Raw genomic sequence first — 17,581 nt, 5'->3', positions numbered from 1 at the left:
TTACCGTGATTTGGGTGGCTGGCGCAACCCACTCGTTTGTCGCGGCGCCAGCCTTGAAATGCTTGAGCTTTCAGCCCTGGGTCTTCTTCTCGTCCATCAGCTGGACGAAGCGGTCGAACAGGTAATGGCTGTCCTGCGGGCCGGGCGAGGCCTCCGGGTGGTACTGCACCGAGAACGCCGGGCGGTCGGTGAGCGAGATGCCGCAATTGGATCCGTCGAACAGGGAGACGTGGGTCTCCACCGCGTTCTTCGGCAGGGTCTCCGGATCCACCGCGAAGCCGTGGTTCATGGAGGTGATCTCCACCTTGCCCGTGGTCCGATCCTTCACCGGGTGGTTCGCCCCGTGATGGCCCTGGTGCATCTTCTTGGTCTTGGCACCCACGGCCAGGCTCAGCATCTGGTGGCCGAGGCAGATGCCGAAGGTCGGGATCTTCTCGTCCAGCACCTTGCGGATGACTGGGACTGCATATTCGCCGGTGGCGGCCGGGTCGCCGGGGCCGTTGGACAGGAACACGCCATCGGGCTTGAGGGCCAGCACGTCCTCGGCCGTGGCGGTGGCGGGCACCACCGTGACCTTGCAGCCGGCCTGGGCCAGCAGCCGCAGGATGTTGCGTTTCACGCCGTAATCGATGGCGACCACGTGGTGCTTATGCGAGCCGTCCTGGTGGCCGTAGCCTTCGCCCCGGTTCCAGGTGGTCTCGTCCCAGTCGAAGCGCTGTCCGCTGGTGACCAGCGGGACGAGGTCCTGGCCATCCATGGACGGGAGGGCGGCAGCCTTGGCCTTTAAGGCGCCGATGTCGAAGCGGCCTTCCGGGTCGTGGGCGATGACCGCATTGGGCATGCCCCGGTCGCGGATAAGGGCCGTGAGAGCCCGGGTGTCGATCCCGGTGAGGCCGACGATGCTGCGGGCCTTCAGCCAGGCGTCGAGGTCGCGGGAGGCGCGCCAGTTGGACGGCTCTGTGATCGAGGCCGCCAGCACGACGCCGCGCACGCCCGAGGACGAGGCGGCGTTCACGCTCTCGATGTCTTCCTCGTTGGTGCCCACATTGCCGATATGCGGGAAGGTGAAGGTGATGATCTGGCCGGCGTAGGAGGGGTCCGTCAGGATCTCTTGGTAGCCGGTCATGGCGGTGTTGAAGCAGACCTCGCCGGTCGCCTCGCCCACGGCGCCGATGCCGAAGCCCTCGAGAACCGTGCCGTCCTGGAGCACGAGAACGGCTGTTGCGCGCGGCTCTGCCCAGCCACCCGAGAGGGACCCGGCGGTGTCTTTGTCTTGCAGCATCGTCATGATCTCTTTAAGTCCGGGGCCAATGGGCCGTGCTTGAGCAGGCCGCATCCGGGCCGCCCTTGAACTGTCCTGCGTGACTTAAGGGGCCGGCTGCCGTCAGTCAACGCTCAAGCGACCGAAAACCAAGGAGATATCCATGCTGCGCGAACGTTTCACCGCCGACATGAAAGAGGCCATGAAGGCTGGAGAAAAGGGGCGCCTGGGTGCCATTCGCCTGATTCAGGCTGCCCTCAAGGATAAGGACATCGAGGCGCGCGGCAACGGCAAGGAGCCGCTCTCAGACGAGGAGATCCTGGCCATGCTGCAGAAAATGGTGAAGCAGCGCCAGGAGTCGATCACCATGTACGAGCAGGGCGGCCGCACGGAACTCGCCCAGCAGGAGAAGGACGAGGTCACGGTCATCACCTCCTACCTGCCGCAGCAGATGGACGAGGCCGAGACGAAGGCGGCCATCCAGGCCGCCATCGCCGAGACCGGCGCTGCCTCCATGAAGGACATGGGCAAGGTGGTGGGCGTCCTTCGCGGCAAATTTGCCGGCCGCATGGATTTCGCCAAGGCGAGCGGGCTGGTGAAAGACATGCTGCCGAAGGGCTGAGCCCTATAAGGTCGTTTGCCGTCATCACCGGCCTTGTGCCGGTGATCCCGATCTGAAAGGTACGTCGCTTCTCTGCATCGAGATGGCCGGCACAAGGCCGGCCATGACGGGAGACGGAAGTCTGCTTGGGCTCTTACGGCTTGGCCGCGGGCGCTCCGGCATTCGCCTCGGGCGCTTGGCCGGGAACGCCGAAATTGCTTGTCCGGCCGCCGCGTCGCTCTTCCGCCTGCTTCTGCAGCTCCTCCTGGATCTTCTTCTGCTGCTCAGCCAGAACCTGCGGATCGACCGGCGGGCCATCGAAGGCCTTGCCGAATCCGTCCGTCGGCACGCTGAAGGTGATCTCCTTGCCGCCTTGGTTTCGGGCGCTGACATTCAGGGTCGTGCCCTTTTTGAGGGCGGCGACAAGGTCATCCTTCACCGCCACTTCGGCGAAGCAGCCGTGCGGGAGGCAGCTGGAGTAGCGGCCGGCCGCCGGCTGGCTCTTCTCCGCGGCGACCCGGATGCCGGGCGGCACCAGCAGGCCGAGCGGCATCAGGATCCGCAAGAGCTTGGGCGCATTCTTGGCCTTCATGTCATAGAAGGCCACCGCAACGATGCGCTGTCCCTTGTCGGTCACGAAATCGCGTGTGGTGTAGCAAGTCTCGTTATTCGTGCGCTCATCCTTGCCGCAGACCTTGGTCCATTCCGGCTGAGCCGGCGATGCTTTGAGCGCAACCAAAACGGGTGCCGGAGCAGGGGCGGCGGGAGGCTGGGCCTGCTGGTTTTTGGGAGCAGGCTGCTCCTTCGGCGCGGGCTGCTTCGGCTTCGGGGCCTGTCCCGAGGTCTGTGCAAAGCCTGGCAGGGGGCTGAGCGCCAGCATGGTGGCCATCACGGCCCCGGAAAAGCGGGAAAGGGTGGGCATTTCGGGAGTTCTCCTCTCGTTGAACTGAACTGTTATCGGCCGGCTCTCCCGGGAGCCGAGTGGCACTCGGCTGGAACCCGCCTTGGGGATCGGCCGTCTATCGGGCAGGTTGATGTCAGAATTTGGATGACAGGTTGTTAAAGCCGATCTGCAGGAGAGCGCACATGAACAAGGGATTTGGCGTGACCGTGACGGTGCCGCAGCCGGACGGCCAGGAACCCAAGACGGCTCCCTTGGTGGTGGTCGCCCGCGACGAGCAGGATGCCGAGCTGGTTGCGGTACAGGCAGCAGGGCCGAACTCTTCCGCCGAAACCCTGCGCGAACTCACGGATGAGGAGGTTCTGGCCTACGATCTCGATCTCCAGGCACACGGCAGCGCAAAAGTCCTGCCCATCCTCAACCTTTAGCAATCCCGGATCAGGGCGAACCGCCGCAGCGACCGGCACCATCGTCTGAGTGTTCAAGGTCCGGCTTTGCTGCTAGGCAGATTAGACATGTTCCAAAATGCTTCCCAATGTCCTCGCAGACCATCATCGTGTCGCTGATCCATCTGCCGATTTTGTCCGCTGCCGCCCGGGCGGGGCGAGGCTGGGACGGGCATGGGCAAGCCGCGATGATTGCGCGCGGCGAGCGGGAAGATTGTGCCACCGGTGAGCGCAATGCACGGTAAGCCGGACGCTTCCATGCACGCTCCAGGAGATGCCTCGACAGACCGCCTGCGGCTCTTCTTTCAGCAGGCCCCAGGGATGATCGCGATCCTCAGCGGACCCAATCACGTGTTCGAGTTTGCCAACACGGCTTATCTCGATCTCGTCGGCCGGCGCGAGGTCGTGGGCCAGCGGGTGCGCGATGTGCTGCCCGAACTGCAAGAGCAGGGCACCGTCGCGCTTCTCGATGAGGTGTATGCGACCGGAGAGCCGTTCATCGGGCGGCGGATGCCCGTTGCCTTCCAGCGGCAGGCGAATGCCCCGGCGGAAACCCGCTACATGGACTTCGTCTACCAGCCGGTGGTGGACGATCAAGCTCGGGTGACGGGCATCTTCGCCCAAGGCTTCGATGTCACCCGGCAGGTCGAGACCGAAGCTGCCTTCAGCGAGAGCGAGGCCCGATATAGGCTCTTTTCGGAGGAGACCCGGGAAGGCGTGGTCATCCATAACGGCGAGGTCATTCTCGACTGCAACCCCGCCTACGCGCGAGTCTTCGGATACGGCGATGTCGCCGAGGTGATCGGACTGCCGAGCACAGCCTTCGTGACGCCCAGAAGCGCGGCCCTTCTTCAGGAGAAGGGGACTCTCGGCGACGAAGAGCCCTACGAGATCGAGGCGATCCGCAAGGACGGCTCCGTCTTTCCGGCCGAGTTCGTAGGACGCGTGGCCACATGGAAGGGCCAGAGGGTGCGGATCGGCTTGGCGCGCGATCTGACCGAGCGCAAGCGTCGCGAGGCTGCGCTGCGGGAGAGTGAGGCCCATTTTGCCGCCATCTTCGACCAATCCGCTGCCGGACTTGCGGAGGCTGACCTGACCGGGCGCTTTCTCCGGGTGAATGACCGGTTCTGCGAAATCTCCGGCTACACCCGTGAGGAACTGTTGAATGGCCGGCGCATGCAGGACATCACCCATCCCGACGACCTGCCCGGAAACCTCGTTCTCTTCCAGAAGGCAATCAAGACCGGCGAGCCGTTCGAGATTGAAAAGCGCTACATTCGACCTGACGGTTCGGGGGTGTGGGTCAGCAATACGGTGACCCTGATCCGCGACGCGATGGGCGAGGCGCACTCGATGGCATCGGTGAGCATCGATCTCACGGCCCGCCGCGAGGCCGAGGCCGCCCTGCGCCAGAGCGAGAACCGTCTTCGGTTGGCGCTCGATGCCGGCCAGATGGCCGTGTGGGAAAGCGACAGCCGCACCAACTCCGTGACGACCTCACCTGAACTCAACCGTCTTCTCGGCTTCTCCGAGGATGAGCGCCCGACCATCGAGGAGATCCGGGCTCGCTACGCGCCCGGCGCGCAGGACCGGCTCCGGGAAGCGGCCGCCGCTGCGCTGCAACGGGGTGAGCGTAATGCCGAGGAAGAGCTCGAAATCATTTGGCCGGATGGCTCCCGTCATTGGCTGCTTCTCAGGGCAGACCTGGAAATCGTGCCGGGAGAGGACGGTGCCGTTTCCATCAAGGCCACGGGCGTTGCCTTCGACATCACCGAGCGCAAGCTGTGGGAGGAGCGTCAGCGTCTGCTGATCAACGAACTCAATCATCGTGTGAAGAACACGCTCGCCACGGTTCAATCGATCGCTCTCCAGAGCTTTCGTCACACGGATGCCGCAACCGGTTCGAACGTCACGGCCTTTCAGGATCGCCTGTTTGCCCTCGCACGGGCGCATGACATCCTCACCCGCGACAACTGGGAGGGGGCCGAGCTTCGCGACATTGTCGGTGAGGTGATCGAACCTTACTGCCGCGAATCCAGCGGGCGCTGCCACATCGATGGGCCTCGTGTCCGCCTGATCCCGAGCATGGCGCTCGCCCTGTCCATGGCCGTTCATGAGCTTGCGACCAATGCGGCGAAGTATGGCGCGTTGTCGGTGGCGGAAGGCCAGGTAGCAATCTCGTGGTCGGTCACGCCCGGTGTACCGAGGCATCTGACCTTGTGCTGGCAGGAGCGGGGAGGCCCTCCCGTCGCGTCTCCCGTGCGCAAGGGGTTCGGCACGCGGCTGATCGAACGCAGCCTCGCGCTGGAACTCGCAGGCGATGTGAGCCTCGCCTACGTTCCCACAGGTGTCGTCTGCACCGTCAAGGCTCCGTTGCCGGACGGCATGGCTTAGATCCCGATCCGGCTTTCACGTGCTCAGGATCGCGGCCGTGGGATCGGGGTGGAATGCCGGGGCTTCGGGGCCTGCACGAGCCGGAACTGCACGGGTGCGGATGTCCAGCTGGACGGCAGCTTCAGAGAGACATCGCACGCCGTGAAGAGGCTTTGTCCCTCGGCATTCCTGACTTCAAAGACATAGCCGGGCCGCTCAATCTGTGGGCATTCCTTCCAACGGTCGAAATCAACCCACTCGCTCAACGCGCTCTCCCGTCAAAGATAGAAATCCGTCGACTTCAGTGACAAGACAGCGGGAAGGCTGATCTGGAAATCGGCCATTTCGTCGCCATTGACGTCGCCGGACAGCACGCCGTCGCGGAAGTTCAGCTGCCCGGCCTTGCCGGTGAAGGCGCTGCCGCCGATGAACGAGAACGCCTGGTTGCCCGAGAGCTTCGTGTTGGCATCGATGCTGCGCAGATCGATCCTGTCCGTGCCGGACACGAAGTCTTCGATGGTATCCGGCGCGCCCGATGCGGTCACGACCCGCGACTTGAACACGAATAGATCGCTTCCCGATCCGCCGGCCAGCACGTCGCTCCCCTGGCCGCCATACAGGGTGTCGCGGCCGCTGTGGCCGTACAGAGCATCCGCTCCAAGGCCGCCGTCCAGGTAGTCGTTGCCGTCGGCGCCTTCGAGGCGGTCGGAATCGCCGCGGCCGTAGAGCGCATCCGACCCGGAGCCGCCGATGAGAGCGTTCGCGCCATCATTGCCCTTCAGCACATCGGCATAGGCGCTGCCGGTCAGGTTCTCGATGCTGATATAGCGGTCCCCGTAGGCATCCCGCGTGTTCCGCGATGCGGCCATCAGGTCGGCGATAACGCCCGCCCTGGCTGTCGCATAGCTGGCGGTGTCCGTCCCCATGCCGCCATCGAGGATGTCGCGACCCGATCCACCGGTCAGGATGTCGTCGCCATCCTGGCCATAGATGGCATCGTTCCCGGCCCAGCCGTTGATCTGATCGTTCCCGTCCGCGCCATCGAGCCTGTCCGCAGCACTGGTCCCGCTGAGCACGAGGTCCTGCTTGGCCGGAGGCTCCTCCGTGGCCGGCGGTTCATCGGTCACAGGGGGCTCCTCCGAAACAGGAGGTTCAGTCGTCACCGGTTGAGCGGGCGGGAGCAGTTCCGCGAAGAGGTAGACCCTGTCGCTGAACTGGACCATCTCGATGTTCGAGAGGATGTCCGTTCCGTCCAGTGCGCCTGGGCGCAGGTCCGCAACCTGCAGCGATCCATCGGCCAGCTGCGTGATGCTGTAATTGGAGCGCTGGCTTCCGAAGACCGCCGTGTCGCTGCCGGTTCCACCGTCGAGCAGGTCGTTGCCTTCGGCGCCGGTGAGCCTGTCGTTGCCCGCGCTTCCCTTGAGCGTGTTCGCGGCCTGATTGCCGACGATCATATCCGCGCCCGTTCCGCCGATGGCATTCTCGATCAGCGAGCGCGTGTCGCCGTGATGGAGCAGGGCGTTGGCGATGTTGCCCGCGGCCAACCGCGAGCCGTCATAGCGCAGTTTGGCGAGCTGGCCCGTGGCCGTGGTCGTCCAGCCTCCGGGGCGCAGGTCGACCTTCAGGTTGGTGCCGTAGTTCGAGAAGTCGTAGGTGTCGTTGCCGCCGCCGTCCCAGATTGTCAGCAAGATCCTGTTGCCCCCGGGGGCTCCTTGGCCGACGCCGTCGATGAACATCTCGCCGGTCGTCGCGCTCCAGGTGTAAACCGTGCCGGCGCCGTTGGTGGCGTAGTTGGCGCCGTAGAGGTGCTGCAGGGCCGCGATGTCGAGCATCATGAGCGACTGGGCATAGCCCCAGGTCTCGTTCACATAGCCGCGCGTGGTCGAGGCCCCGATATGGGAGCGATAGCTCATGACCGTGTACTCCATGGAGTCACGGTCCGCCGGCAGGCCGGCTTCATGAGGATGCTCCAGCCCGAGGGAATGGCCGATCTCGTGGATGAAGGTCAGGAAGGCGTAGTTGCCCTTCACGGGCTTGCTGTAGGCGCCGCTCGACTTGTTGAACCAGGCATCGCCGCCCTCGGTTGCGGCGCTGGGATAGTAGGCCCAGGCGGTTTTGGGCAGGTCGGAGAGGCCGAAGCGCAGGTCGGCGTGGTCGGTTGCCGTCTCGGCGATTTCCGTGAAGGTGACGTTCGCCACCGATGCGACCATCGTCAGGGCCGTGCGGGCGGCGGCCTGCTGGAGCGGGTTGAGAGCCCCGAAGCTGGCGGTTTCCCCCTCGCCGTAGGATGTGCCGTAGAGAGAGGCATCCGTTGGGAAGCTATAGCTGAAATCAGTGGCAGCCCATTTCAGATTTCCAAGAAGGCCGTCAATGTAAGCGTCGCCAGTGGAACCGATTGTCGTAACAGCGGGCATTGCCCCTTGCTCCAAAATAACTTTGTTGTTTTTCTCGCAATGCGTTCAGGCTGGCACAGGGCTGTTAAAATTTCCGCACCAATCGGGTCGTCGACTTGGGTTTGTTACGGAAGAGGGTGCCGCCTGTGGATTATGGGCACAGGAAAGCTTGGCCGTTCGCTTTCTGTCTCCTCTATCGCCGCTCTAGGTTATGAAACAGGTTTGGAGACTCACGCCTCGTGCGATACCCGCCCCAAATTCTGGAAGAGATCCGCGCCCGGCTGCCGACCTCGGCGGTCGTGGGCAAGCGCGTGCGTCTCAAGAAGGCCGGGCGGGAGTGGAGGGGGCTGTCGCCCTTCAATGCGGAGAAGACGCCGAGCTTCTACGTGAACGACCAGAAGCAGTTCTATCACTGCTTCTCATCCGGCAAGCACGGGGACATCTTCACCTTCCTGATGGAGACGGAAGGGCTGTCCTTTCCCGAGGCCGTCGAGCGGCTGGCCGGAGAGGCCGGGGTGCCCCTGCCCAAGCTGTCCCAGGAGGATCGGCAGGAAGAGGTCAAGCGCAAGAGCCTCTACGACGTCATGGAACTGGCAGCCGTGTTCTTCGAGGCCTCGCTGCAGGACAGGGTCGGGATCAAGGCGCGGGATTACCTGGCCGGCCGTACCTTGAGCCGGGACACCCAGGCGCGCTTCCGGATCGGCTATGCGCCGCCGGAACGGTTTGCCCTGCGGGACCATCTCGCCGGCAAGGGCGTGCCCATCGACATGATGGTGGAGGCCGGACTCCTGATCGCCGGCGAGGACGTGAAGGTTCCCTATGACCGCTTCCGCGACCGGGTGATGTTCCCGATCTGCGACCTGCGCGGCCGGGTGATCGCCTTCGGCGGGCGCGCCATGAGCGCCGACGTGCCGGCCAAGTACCTGAACTCCCCCGACACGCCGCTCTTCAACAAGGGGCGGCTCCTCTACAACTACCATCTCGCCCGCCAGCCGGCCCATGACCGGGGCACCGTAGTCGCGGTGGAAGGCTATGTGGACGTGATCTCGCTCAACGTCGCGGGCTTTCCCCATGCGGTGGCGCCCCTGGGTACGGCGCTCACGGAAGACCAGCTCACCCTGCTCTGGCGCCTCGCCGAGGAACCGATCCTCTGCTTCGACGGCGACAAGGCCGGCCAGCGTGCGGCCTACCGGGCCCTCGACGTGGCCCTGCCGAACCTGATGCCGGGGAAGTCCCTGCGCTTTGCCATGCTGCCCGAGGGCCAGGACCCGGACGATCTCGCCCGGGGCGGCGGGCCTGCGGCCGTGGAGCGGGTGCTCGGCGCGGCCCGGCCCCTGGTGGACGTGCTCTGGACCCGGGAGCTTGAGGCCGGCCCCCTCGATACCCCGGAGCGGCGGGCCGCCCTGGAGCGGCGGCTTCGCGAATCACTTGCCCTGATTCGCGACGAAACCCTGAAGAAATACTATCGGGAGGAGGTGGAAAGCCGCTTAGCGGCTTTAAGCCCCGACACCCGCTCGAGCCGTTTCAACCGCCAGGGGGGCGGCCCGCGGCGGGATTTCCAGAAGCCTCAGCCGATGACGCCAAGCTCCCCCTTGAGCGTCTCGCCGATGCTTGCCCGGAGTGCGCTGTTTGCCGGCGGAACGGCCGAGTCTCCCCGGGAGGCGATGATCCTCTGCACCTTCCTGGTTCACCCGGAACTCCTTCAAAATCATGCAGAAACCCTTGCAGATCTTGAACTTGAACGCCGCTCTACCCAAATGGTGCGCAGTCTCCTGCTCGATGGAGCGGCGAGCGGCGAACCTGCCGACCTGACGGTCATGAGGGCCCGCCTTGAGCGGGCCGGTCTGACGGCCGAGGCCGACAGGCTGACGGCTCTGGTCCGTCCCGGCGACCGATGGATGCTTGATCCACACGCGGACCCCTTGCGTCTTGAGGACGCATTGAGGCAAGCCATCACCTTGCATCGCCGCGCCCGCACGTTACATAGCGAACTTCGAGCAGCCGAGCGCGCACTCGCCGAAGATGACAATGAGGCCAATCTCGCCTGGCTGCGGGAGGTCCAGAACCAGCTGTCTTCCGTCGAGGGTGCCGAGGCCGACATGGACGACGCAGCGATCCCCGGGGGTCACTGACGGGTCTGGATTTCAGAATGGGGCAAGTCGGGCGGCTGCCGCAGTTTGAGCAGGAGATGGTTAACGGTTAGTCAGCGACTCACTGTTTATAATCGGGAATGAATTTCGGGTGGCGGAGCCTTCAAGGCTGGCCGCCCTTTCGCGCAGCGCAGGTCCTGTAGGGGGGACAGGCGGGGCGCTGGAGTTGAGCAAAGCATGGCAACGAAGACAACCGGCGGCGACGAAGGCGATACCACGACCACCGAGCAGCAGAGCGACGGGCCTCTGCTCGACCTGAGCGATGCCGCCGTCAAGCGGATGATCAAGCTCGCGAAGAAGCGCGGCTATGTCACCTATGACGAGCTGAACGAGGTCCTGCCTCCCGAGGAGTTCAACTCGGAGCAGATCGAGGACGTGCTTGGCCAGCTCTCCGAGATGGGCATCAACGTCGTCGAGTCGGAGGAAGCGGAAGAGGGCGAAAAGCCCGAAGCCGAGGAGGAGGAGGCCGAAAGCGGCGACCTCGTCGAGGCCTCGCAGACCCGTGCCGTCGCCGTCCGCGAGACCACGGCCAAGGAGCCGACCGACCGCACGGACGATCCTGTGCGCATGTACCTGCGCGAGATGGGCTCGGTGGAGCTTCTCTCCCGCGAGGGCGAAATCGCGATCGCCAAGCGCATCGAGGCCGGCCGCGAGGCCATGATCGCAGGCCTCTGCGAGAGCCCGCTGACCTTCCAGGCCATCATCATCTGGCGCGACGAGCTCGTCGAAGGCCGGGTGCTCCTGCGCGACATCATCGACCTCGAAGCCACCTACGCTGGCCCCGACGGCAAGGGCGCGCCCAAGGTGGACGCCCTGGGCGAAGGGGGCGAGGCGGAGGAAGAGACGCCCGAGACCGAGGAGGGGATGACCCCGCCCGAGGGCGATCTCGACGATGACGACATGGAGAACAACGTGTCGCTCTCGGCCATGGAGGCCGAGCTGAAGCCGCGCGTTCTCGAGACCTTCGACTCGATTGCCGACAACTACAAGAAGCTGCGCCGCCTGCAGGTCGAGCATGTGGAGCAGCGCATGCAGAACAAGCAGCTGACCCCGGCCCAGGAGCGCAAGTACAAGGAGCTCAAGGCGGATATCGTCGCGTCGGTGAAGTCGCTGTCGCTGAACAACAACCGCATTGAGGCCCTCGTCGAGCAGCTCTACGACATCAACAAGCGCCTCATTTCTCATGAGGGCCGCCTGATGCGCCTGGCCGAAAGCCACGGCGTCGCCCGCGAGGAGTTCCTCAAGCACTACCAGGGTTGGGAGCTCGACCCGAAATGGGTGCTGCGCGTCTCCAAGCTCGGCGGCAAGGGCTGGAAGGATTTCGTCGCCAAGGCGAAGGACGGCATCCACGACCTGCGCGAGAACATCCACAATCTGGCGAGCGAGACCGGCCTGGAGATCCAGGAGTTCCGTCGCATCGTTATGATGGTGCAGAAGGGCGAGCGCGAGGCCCGTCAGGCCAAGAAGGAAATGATCGAGGCGAATCTCCGCCTCGTGATCTCGATTGCCAAGAAGTACACGAACCGTGGCCTGCAGTTCCTGGACCTGATCCAGGAAGGCAACATCGGCCTCATGAAGGCGGTCGACAAGTTCGAGTACCGGCGCGGCTACAAGTTCTCCACCTATGCCACCTGGTGGATTCGGCAGGCGATCACCCGCTCGATCGCCGACCAGGCCCGCACGATCCGCATTCCGGTGCACATGATCGAGACGATCAACAAGATCGTCCGCACCTCGCGCCAGATGCTGCACGAGATCGGCCGCGAGCCGACCCCGGAGGAGCTGGCGGAAAAGCTCGCCATGCCGCTGGAGAAGGTGCGCAAGGTCCTCAAGATCGCCAAGGAACCGATCTCCCTCGAGACGCCCATCGGCGACGAGGAGGATTCACACCTCGGCGACTTCATCGAGGACAAGAACGCGATCTTGCCCATCGACGCGGCGATCCAGAGCAATCTTCGTGAGACAACGACACGAGTTCTCGCATCGTTGACCCCGCGCGAGGAACGCGTGCTGCGCATGCGCTTCGGCATCGGCATGAACACCGACCACACCCTCGAGGAGGTTGGTCAGCAGTTCTCGGTGACCCGCGAGCGCATCCGTCAGATCGAGGCGAAGGCCCTCCGCAAGCTGAAGCATCCTTCGCGGAGCCGGAAGCTGCGGAGCTTCCTGGACAACTAAGCGACTTGAAAAGGCGGGCTTCAAACCCGCCTTTTTCCATTTATGCACCGTCCATGATCGTCAGCCTCACCCTCATTCTTCTGTTCCAGCTTCTCGGCGAGGTCGTCGCCCGCGGGCTCGGTTGGCCACTGCCGGGACCCGTGCTCGGCATGCTGTTTCTCCTCATGGGCTTGATCCTGCGCGACCGGGTCAGAGCGAGGATTCCCGAGTTCGGCAGGGCGCTCGACCAGACGGGGAAGGGGCTGCTCGCCCATCTCTCCCTGCTGTTCATTCCGGCGAGCGTCGGCGTGGTGCAGCGGTTCGATGTGGTGGCGGAGTATGGCATGAGGCTCGGGATCGCACTTGTGGCCTCGACCTTTGTGACCCTGATCGTGACAGTTGTCACCTTCGTGGTGGTGTCGCGCCTCAGCGGTTCCTCCATGGGGACAGAGGAGGGCGAACGCCGTGACTGATCCTGCCTTCTCCCTCTGGGTCTACCTTTCGCAGACGCCTCTGTTCTGGCTCGTGGTGACGCTCGGCGCCTACGTGATCGCGGACCGCATCTCGCTCGCTTTCAAGCGGCATCCCCTATGCAATCCGGTGCTGATTTCTGTCGCGGCCGTTGCGCTCGTGCTGTGGGGCACGGGCACGTCCTACCCGGTCTATTTCGAAGGCGCGAAGTTCGTGCACTTCCTGCTGGGGCCTGCAACCGTCGCGCTCGCCATCCCGCTCTACGAGAACCGGCACATCGTTCTGCGCTCCATCGTGCCGATGGTGGTGGCGCTTGTCGTGGGCTCGGTCACGGCCATCGTGTCGGCTGTTGCCATCGGACAGCTCTTCGGCATTCCTGATCCCATCCTCATCGCGCTCGCGCCCAAATCCGTCACCGCTCCTGTGGGCATGGGCATCACGGAGACCCTAGGCGGTGATCCGGCACTCACAGCCATCCTGATCATGCTCACTGGCGTTGCCGGCTCGATCATGGTCACGCCGTTGATGAATGCCCTGCGCATGAAGGACTGGCGCGCTCGCGGGTTTGCCGTGGGGCTCGCGTCGCATGGCATCGGAACGGCGCGAGCCTTTCAGGTCAATTCCCTCGCCGGCACATTCGCAGGCATCGCCATGGGGTTGAACGCCCTGGTGACGGCGCTGCTTCTGCCCTTGGTGCTGAAGCTGCTGCTGGATTAGGGAATCGGCGCCGGCGCATCGTCTAATCCGATGCTGCCGGTTGTGTCTTCCGTCTTTGGCAAAAGAGCAGGTACGATGCCATCCGCGACGAGCGCGTGGAGCTGGCCGATATAGTTGTCCTCCCGTGACGGCTCCGTCGGGTCGGAGGTCATGGTGATCGTCAGTCCGAGGCTGGGGATCACGTAGAGCATCTGCCCACCGAAGCCCCAGGCGTAGTGGGCTTTGTGCCCGCGCATGTCGCGCATGAACCAGCCATAGCCGTAAGAGTCGCCGGTGAAGGGCGAGGACGTGCGCGGCGTCCACGATTCCCTGATCCAGTTCTCCGACACCACGCGCTTGCCGTCGATCATGCCGCTCTGGCGATACATCTCGCCGAAGCGGTGAAGGGCGCGGGGCGAGAGCGCCATTTCGTTGCCGCCGAGATAAATGCCCTGCGGATCGCGGGTCCATGGGGCGACCGTGATCTCCAGCGGCTCGCCGAGCCAGTCGCGGGCAAGCTCCAGGGTGCTGCGCTTCGAGGCGCGTGTGAGGGCGGCCGAGAGAAGATGCGTGCTGCCGGTGGAATAGAGCATGCGTCCGCCGGGCTCATCCACGAACGGCCGCGAGAGGGCGTCCCGCACCCAGTTGCCGCTGCTGATCCAGGCGCCGTAATTGCGGCCGGAGGTGCGCTCCAGCCCAGCCCGCATGGAGAGCAGATGCCCGATGGTGATCTGCCTCACGCGCGGATCGGCGTCCGAAGGGATGCTCTGTTCGAGGATCGACGCCACCGGCTGGTCGACGCCCTGCAGCACTCCGCGCTCGATGGCGATGCCGACGAGCGCCGACATGATGGTCTTCGACGCCGACTTGATGTTCGTCGGACGATCCAGCCGGGCGCCACCGAGCGCCTGCTCCGTCAGGATGGTGCCGTTATGGGTGACGATAAGGGAGCGGAGGTTGGGCAGGTGCTTGGCCCGTTCGACTGCTTCTTCGATCAGCCGGGTGTCGGGAACGGCCGGTGGAGGAGAGGCAGGTTGGGCCACCGCAATGACGCTGCCGCCGACCATGAGCAGGAGCGCCAATCCAACCTTTCGGAAGCCGAGATGAAGACAAGCGGGCATGGGTACTTCGGATATCCTGTTACCGTCCGACAAGATCCGAGATGGACCCGCGTTCCTCGACCGCAAGCCGCCACACACCATTGTGAGCCGCACCCATCCATGCACTTCGGCGGCCTCAGCCCTGCGCCCGCGACATTTGTGCTTCGCCCGCACAAAGGCTATTTGCATATATCTTCGTAAATATAAGGCAATTAACATGTTGCAAACGTGGTTTACCCGTCCGCTCTGGCAGCGGGTTGCGGTGGGCTTCGCCCTCGGCATCCTCGCGGGCGTCCTTGCCGGCGAGCAGGCGGCCGTCTGGTTCAAGCCGCTCGGCGACATCTACCTGAACCTCGTGCGGATGATCGTCATCCCGCTCGTGTTCTTCACCATTACGTCCAGCGTGGCGAAGCTCGCGGAAGCCGGCAACGTGGCGCGTCTGGGCTTGCGCACCCTGTTCTGGTTCGTCGCCACCTCGGCGATTGCCGTGCTGGTCGGCATCGCCTTCGGCCACCTGATCGACCCGGGCCTCGGCCTGTCGAACCTGCCGCTGGGCGAGGTGAAGCCGCGCACGATCCCGACCCCGCTCGAGGTGCTGATCGGCATCGTGCCGACAAACCCGATCAAGGCTATGGCCGACACCAACGTGCTGCAGGTGCTGTTCTTCTCCGGAATCGTCGGCGCTGCCCTCGTGTCTCTCGGCGAGAAGACCGCCGGCATCCGCAGCCTTGTCGATCAGGGTGCCACGCTCGTGTTCCGCATCACCCGCTGGGTGCTGCAGCTCACGCCCATCGGCACCTTTGGGTTGATCGCCTGGGTGGTCGGGCGCTACGGCCTTGCTTCGCTGCTGCCGCTCGGCAAGTTCATCGCCGCCATGTATCTCGCCTGCCTGTTCCATATCGTCGTGGTCTATGGCGGTCTCCTGAAGCTGCATGGCTTGAAGGTGGGCCGCTTCTTCCGTGGTGCGGCACCGGCCATGCAGATGGCTTTCGCCACCTCGTCGAGCCTCGCCACCCTGCCGATGAGCTTGCGTGTTGCAGTGGAGAAGCTCGGCGTGCCGCAGAGCTATGCGAGCTTCGCGGTTCCGCTTGGCGCCAACGTGAAGATGGATGGCTGCGGGGCGATCTATCCCGCCATCGCGTCGATCTTCATCGCGCAGTATTTCGGGCTCGATCTCACGGTGACGCAGTATGTGCTCATCGGCCTCACGGCTGTGCTCGGTTCGCTCGGCACGGCGGGCGTGCCCGGCACCTCCATCGTGATGCTGACGCTCACCCTGAGCACGGCTGGCCTCCCGTTGGAGGGCATCGGCTACATCATCGCCATCGACCGCGTGGTCGACATGATGCGCACCATGACCAACGTCACCGGCCAGGTTCTCGTCCCCGTGCTCGTGGCGAAGGAGGAGGGCGTTCTCGATCAGGCCGTCTATGACGGCGCCGTCGAGACGCGTGCTCCTGCAAGAGAGACGGTGCTCGTCGCGGCCGAATAAGGGATCCGACAGCCGATCAGCAAAAAGGCGGGCTCTTGGCCCGCCTTTTTCTTTGTCGAGGGATGTGAACTCAGAACAGGAAGTCCTAGGCGCCGATCAGCGATGCCTTCACGTTGAGAAGCGCAATCGATTGTCCGTCGGCCTTGATGATCACGTCATCGGCCACGCCGTCACCGTCGCCATTGCCGCGCGCGATGCTGAGCTCACCGAAGCTCAGGCCGTTGCCGCGCAGGTCGATGCGGTCGATCCCGTTCCTGAAATCAGTGATCTTGTCGGCACCCCACTTGCCCGTGAAGCGGAATGTATCGGCCCCTGTGCCGCCGGAGAGAAAGTCGTTGCCGCTGCTCCCGTTGAGCCTGTCGTTGCCGCTCTCGCCATAGAGCCGGTCACTGCCACTGTCGCCCACGAGCCCATCGCTGCCGGTGCCGCCGTAAAGCTTATCATTGCCGGCCTTGCCGTAGAGCTTGTCGTTGCCGCCCATGCCCTTGATCGTGTTGGCGGCCGAAGTGCCCGAGAGGCTGTTGACCGTCGCCGTGCCGATGATCGGGGTGCTGCTGGTGGTCGTGCCGCCAACCGGATCGATGAGATCGAGCTTCACGTTCGCGCTCCCGATGGTCACCTGCTTGGTGACAGGAGTATAGCCGCTGCCCGAGAACGTGACCGTATATGCGCCCGCCGCCAAGGCCAGGTTATAGCCCCCTGCGGCCCCCGTTGTGGTCGTGTACTTGACCCCGGTCGAGCTCACGGCCGTTACTGTAATGCCGCCGAGCCCTTCGCCGATGTCGTAGAACCGGTCGCCGTCCCTATCGTCCATCGTGACGCCGGTCAGGAAGGCCTGGGTGCCAGAGCGGGCGAAGTTCTGTGTGACGAAGGCCGCGTCCCAGGTCAGATAACCGCCGGTCTGGAATCCGATGCCGGCTTCCTGGAAGTTGCCGTTGAGAATGTTCGCCTTGTGGTCCGGGCTGTTCATCAGGTTCGTGTGCAGGTATTCCACCTCGTCCTGCAGCCCTGCCGGGTCCCGGAGGCTCGCCCAGGCAATGTTCTCGCCCGAGGCATAGAAGCCGGTGAAGCTGTAGCCGGCATTCATCATCCGCTGGTGCGGGGACGAGCCACCCAATCCCGTGTGATTGAACACGTCGGCCGAGATCATCCAGTTGCTGTGTGCATCGGCTGATTCGTTCAGGTTCCCATTGAAGGCGAGCGGCTGGGCGCCGGCCTTGGCGCGCTCCCGGTTCACCAGTTCGAGCATCAATTGCTCGTAGGACGTAGCCTGAGACATGAAATACCCCTTGTTCTAATCACTGTCCCGGTTGCCGGGCTTATTGCTTGATTTCCTATCGCTAGAGTCTAAATGGGAAAAAGTTGTGACCTATGCGATATTTTGTTGCATTTGAGTGTCTGTCCCCCAGGAACAGGGTCCTTGCCCCGCCTGGACCGTAGCCCAGGATTGCAGGATGGGCAGGGGATCGACATCGTGTTCTGGGCTATAGGAGGATTGGAAACGCCTCCGGAGGCAAGCTCCGGGCCCGCTGCCATAACA

General features: G+C 64.1%; 14 protein-coding genes. 9 read left to right on the top strand and 5 right to left on the bottom strand.

Going from position 1 to position 17,581, the window contains the following annotated elements; all coding sequences use genetic code 11:
- Positions 1-70 precede the first annotated feature (70 nt).
- Positions 71-1,282, bottom strand: a complete 1,212-nt coding sequence (gene carA, locus IC232_RS07535) for a glutamine-hydrolyzing carbamoyl-phosphate synthase small subunit (protein WP_190844303.1) — start codon at positions 1,280-1,282, stop codon at positions 71-73.
- A gap of 142 nt (positions 1,283-1,424) precedes the next feature.
- Between carA and IC232_RS07530 the strand changes: the two genes are divergently transcribed.
- Positions 1,425-1,883 carry a GatB/YqeY domain-containing protein gene (locus IC232_RS07530; RefSeq protein WP_190844302.1) on the top strand — a complete coding sequence of 153 codons (459 nt, stop codon included), beginning with the start codon at positions 1,425-1,427 and terminating at the stop codon, positions 1,881-1,883.
- Positions 1,884-2,016: 133 nt separating this feature from the next.
- Here IC232_RS07530 and IC232_RS07525 read toward each other — a convergent pair whose 3' ends face one another.
- On the bottom strand, positions 2,017-2,784 hold the full coding sequence (locus IC232_RS07525; protein WP_190844301.1) for an invasion associated locus B family protein: 768 nt from the start codon (positions 2,782-2,784) through the stop codon (positions 2,017-2,019).
- 164 nt (positions 2,785-2,948) lie between these two features.
- On the opposite strand from IC232_RS07525, the gene IC232_RS07520 reads away from it, so the two are divergent.
- From IC232_RS07520 to IC232_RS07510, 3 genes are all read left to right on the top strand, one after another.
- Positions 2,949-3,191 carry a hypothetical protein gene (locus IC232_RS07520; protein ID WP_190844300.1) on the top strand — a complete coding sequence of 81 codons (243 nt, stop codon included), beginning with the start codon at positions 2,949-2,951 and terminating at the stop codon, positions 3,189-3,191.
- A gap of 107 nt (positions 3,192-3,298) precedes the next feature.
- Positions 3,299-3,454 carry a hypothetical protein gene (locus tag IC232_RS07515; RefSeq protein WP_190844299.1) on the top strand — a complete coding sequence of 52 codons (156 nt, stop codon included), beginning with the start codon at positions 3,299-3,301 and terminating at the stop codon, positions 3,452-3,454.
- 13 nt (positions 3,455-3,467) lie between these two features.
- Positions 3,468-5,603: a PAS domain S-box protein gene (locus IC232_RS07510; RefSeq protein WP_190844298.1), complete on the top strand. Its 2,136-nt coding sequence runs from the start codon at positions 3,468-3,470 to the stop codon at positions 5,601-5,603.
- A gap of 257 nt (positions 5,604-5,860) precedes the next feature.
- Here the strand turns inward: IC232_RS07510 and IC232_RS07505 are convergent, their stop codons facing one another.
- Positions 5,861-7,996, bottom strand: coding sequence for a M10 family metallopeptidase C-terminal domain-containing protein (locus IC232_RS07505; RefSeq protein ID WP_190844297.1), 2,136 nt, complete (start codon positions 7,994-7,996; stop codon positions 5,861-5,863).
- A 218-nt stretch (positions 7,997-8,214) separates the two neighbouring features.
- Here IC232_RS07505 and dnaG point away from each other — a divergent pair, with 218 nt between their 5' ends.
- The 4 genes from dnaG to IC232_RS07485 all read left to right on the top strand — a co-directional run bounded on the left by dnaG (position 8,215) and on the right by IC232_RS07485 (position 13,470).
- The gene (gene dnaG / locus IC232_RS07500; protein ID WP_190844296.1) at positions 8,215-10,107 is read left to right on the top strand and encodes a DNA primase; all 1,893 of its coding nucleotides are present in this window, start codon (positions 8,215-8,217) and stop codon (positions 10,105-10,107) included.
- Between the two features lie 195 nt (positions 10,108-10,302).
- On the top strand, positions 10,303-12,303 hold the full coding sequence (gene rpoD, locus IC232_RS07495; protein ID WP_190844295.1) for an RNA polymerase sigma factor RpoD: 2,001 nt from the start codon (positions 10,303-10,305) through the stop codon (positions 12,301-12,303).
- Between the two features lie 53 nt (positions 12,304-12,356).
- The gene (locus IC232_RS07490) at positions 12,357-12,755 is read left to right on the top strand and encodes a CidA/LrgA family protein (protein ID WP_190844294.1); all 399 of its coding nucleotides are present in this window, start codon (positions 12,357-12,359) and stop codon (positions 12,753-12,755) included.
- A complete protein-coding gene (locus IC232_RS07485; protein WP_190844293.1) occupies positions 12,748-13,470 on the top strand; it encodes an LrgB family protein in 723 nt (240 codons plus the stop codon). The genes IC232_RS07490 and IC232_RS07485 overlap by 8 nt, the downstream gene beginning before the upstream one ends.
- Here IC232_RS07485 and IC232_RS07480 read toward each other — a convergent pair.
- Positions 13,467-14,570 (bottom strand): serine hydrolase domain-containing protein, encoded by a 1,104-nt coding sequence (locus tag IC232_RS07480; RefSeq protein WP_246812073.1) that lies wholly within the window; start codon positions 14,568-14,570, stop codon positions 13,467-13,469. The two genes, IC232_RS07485 and IC232_RS07480, sit on opposite strands and share 4 nt — an antisense overlap.
- Before the next feature lie 196 nt (positions 14,571-14,766).
- On the opposite strand from IC232_RS07480, the gene IC232_RS07475 reads away from it, so the two are divergent.
- Positions 14,767-16,041: a dicarboxylate/amino acid:cation symporter gene (locus IC232_RS07475; RefSeq protein ID WP_190844292.1), complete on the top strand. Its 1,275-nt coding sequence runs from the start codon at positions 14,767-14,769 to the stop codon at positions 16,039-16,041.
- A gap of 85 nt (positions 16,042-16,126) precedes the next feature.
- Here IC232_RS07475 and IC232_RS07470 read toward each other — a convergent pair whose 3' ends face one another.
- Positions 16,127-17,320: a CAP domain-containing protein gene (locus IC232_RS07470; protein ID WP_190844291.1), complete on the bottom strand. Its 1,194-nt coding sequence runs from the start codon at positions 17,318-17,320 to the stop codon at positions 16,127-16,129.
- Positions 17,321-17,581: the final 261 nt, after the last annotated feature.

This window comes from Microvirga sp. (assembly GCF_014699075.1).
GTDB lineage: Bacteria > Pseudomonadota > Alphaproteobacteria > Rhizobiales > Beijerinckiaceae > Microvirga.
Note: the sequence above shows the minus strand (reverse complement) of the source record. Positions and strands in the feature narration are given on the sequence as shown.

Bases quoted from the DNA above. Each gene is read 5' to 3' on its own strand.
- IC232_RS07490 (WP_190844294.1), top strand. From the start codon at position 12,357: ATGATCGTCAGCCTCACCCTCATTCTTCTGTTCCAGCTTCTCGGCGAG.
- carA (WP_190844303.1), bottom strand. From the start codon at position 1,282: ATGCTGCAAGACAAAGACACCGCCGGGTCCCTCTCGGGTGGCTGGGCA.
- IC232_RS07470 (WP_190844291.1), bottom strand. From the start codon at position 17,320: ATGTCTCAGGCTACGTCCTACGAGCAATTGATGCTCGAACTGGTGAAC.
- IC232_RS07525 (WP_190844301.1), bottom strand. From the start codon at position 2,784: ATGCCCACCCTTTCCCGCTTTTCCGGGGCCGTGATGGCCACCATGCTG.
- IC232_RS07510 (WP_190844298.1), top strand. From the start codon at position 3,468: ATGCACGCTCCAGGAGATGCCTCGACAGACCGCCTGCGGCTCTTCTTT.
- IC232_RS07505 (WP_190844297.1), bottom strand. From the start codon at position 7,996: ATGCCCGCTGTTACGACAATCGGTTCCACTGGCGACGCTTACATTGAC.
- IC232_RS07480 (WP_246812073.1), bottom strand. From the start codon at position 14,570: ATGCCCGCTTGTCTTCATCTCGGCTTCCGAAAGGTTGGATTGGCGCTC.
- rpoD (WP_190844295.1), top strand. From the start codon at position 10,303: ATGGCAACGAAGACAACCGGCGGCGACGAAGGCGATACCACGACCACC.
- IC232_RS07520 (WP_190844300.1), top strand. From the start codon at position 2,949: ATGAACAAGGGATTTGGCGTGACCGTGACGGTGCCGCAGCCGGACGGC.
- IC232_RS07530 (WP_190844302.1), top strand. From the start codon at position 1,425: ATGCTGCGCGAACGTTTCACCGCCGACATGAAAGAGGCCATGAAGGCT.
- IC232_RS07515 (WP_190844299.1), top strand. From the start codon at position 3,299: ATGTCCTCGCAGACCATCATCGTGTCGCTGATCCATCTGCCGATTTTG.
- IC232_RS07475 (WP_190844292.1), top strand. From the start codon at position 14,767: ATGTTGCAAACGTGGTTTACCCGTCCGCTCTGGCAGCGGGTTGCGGTG.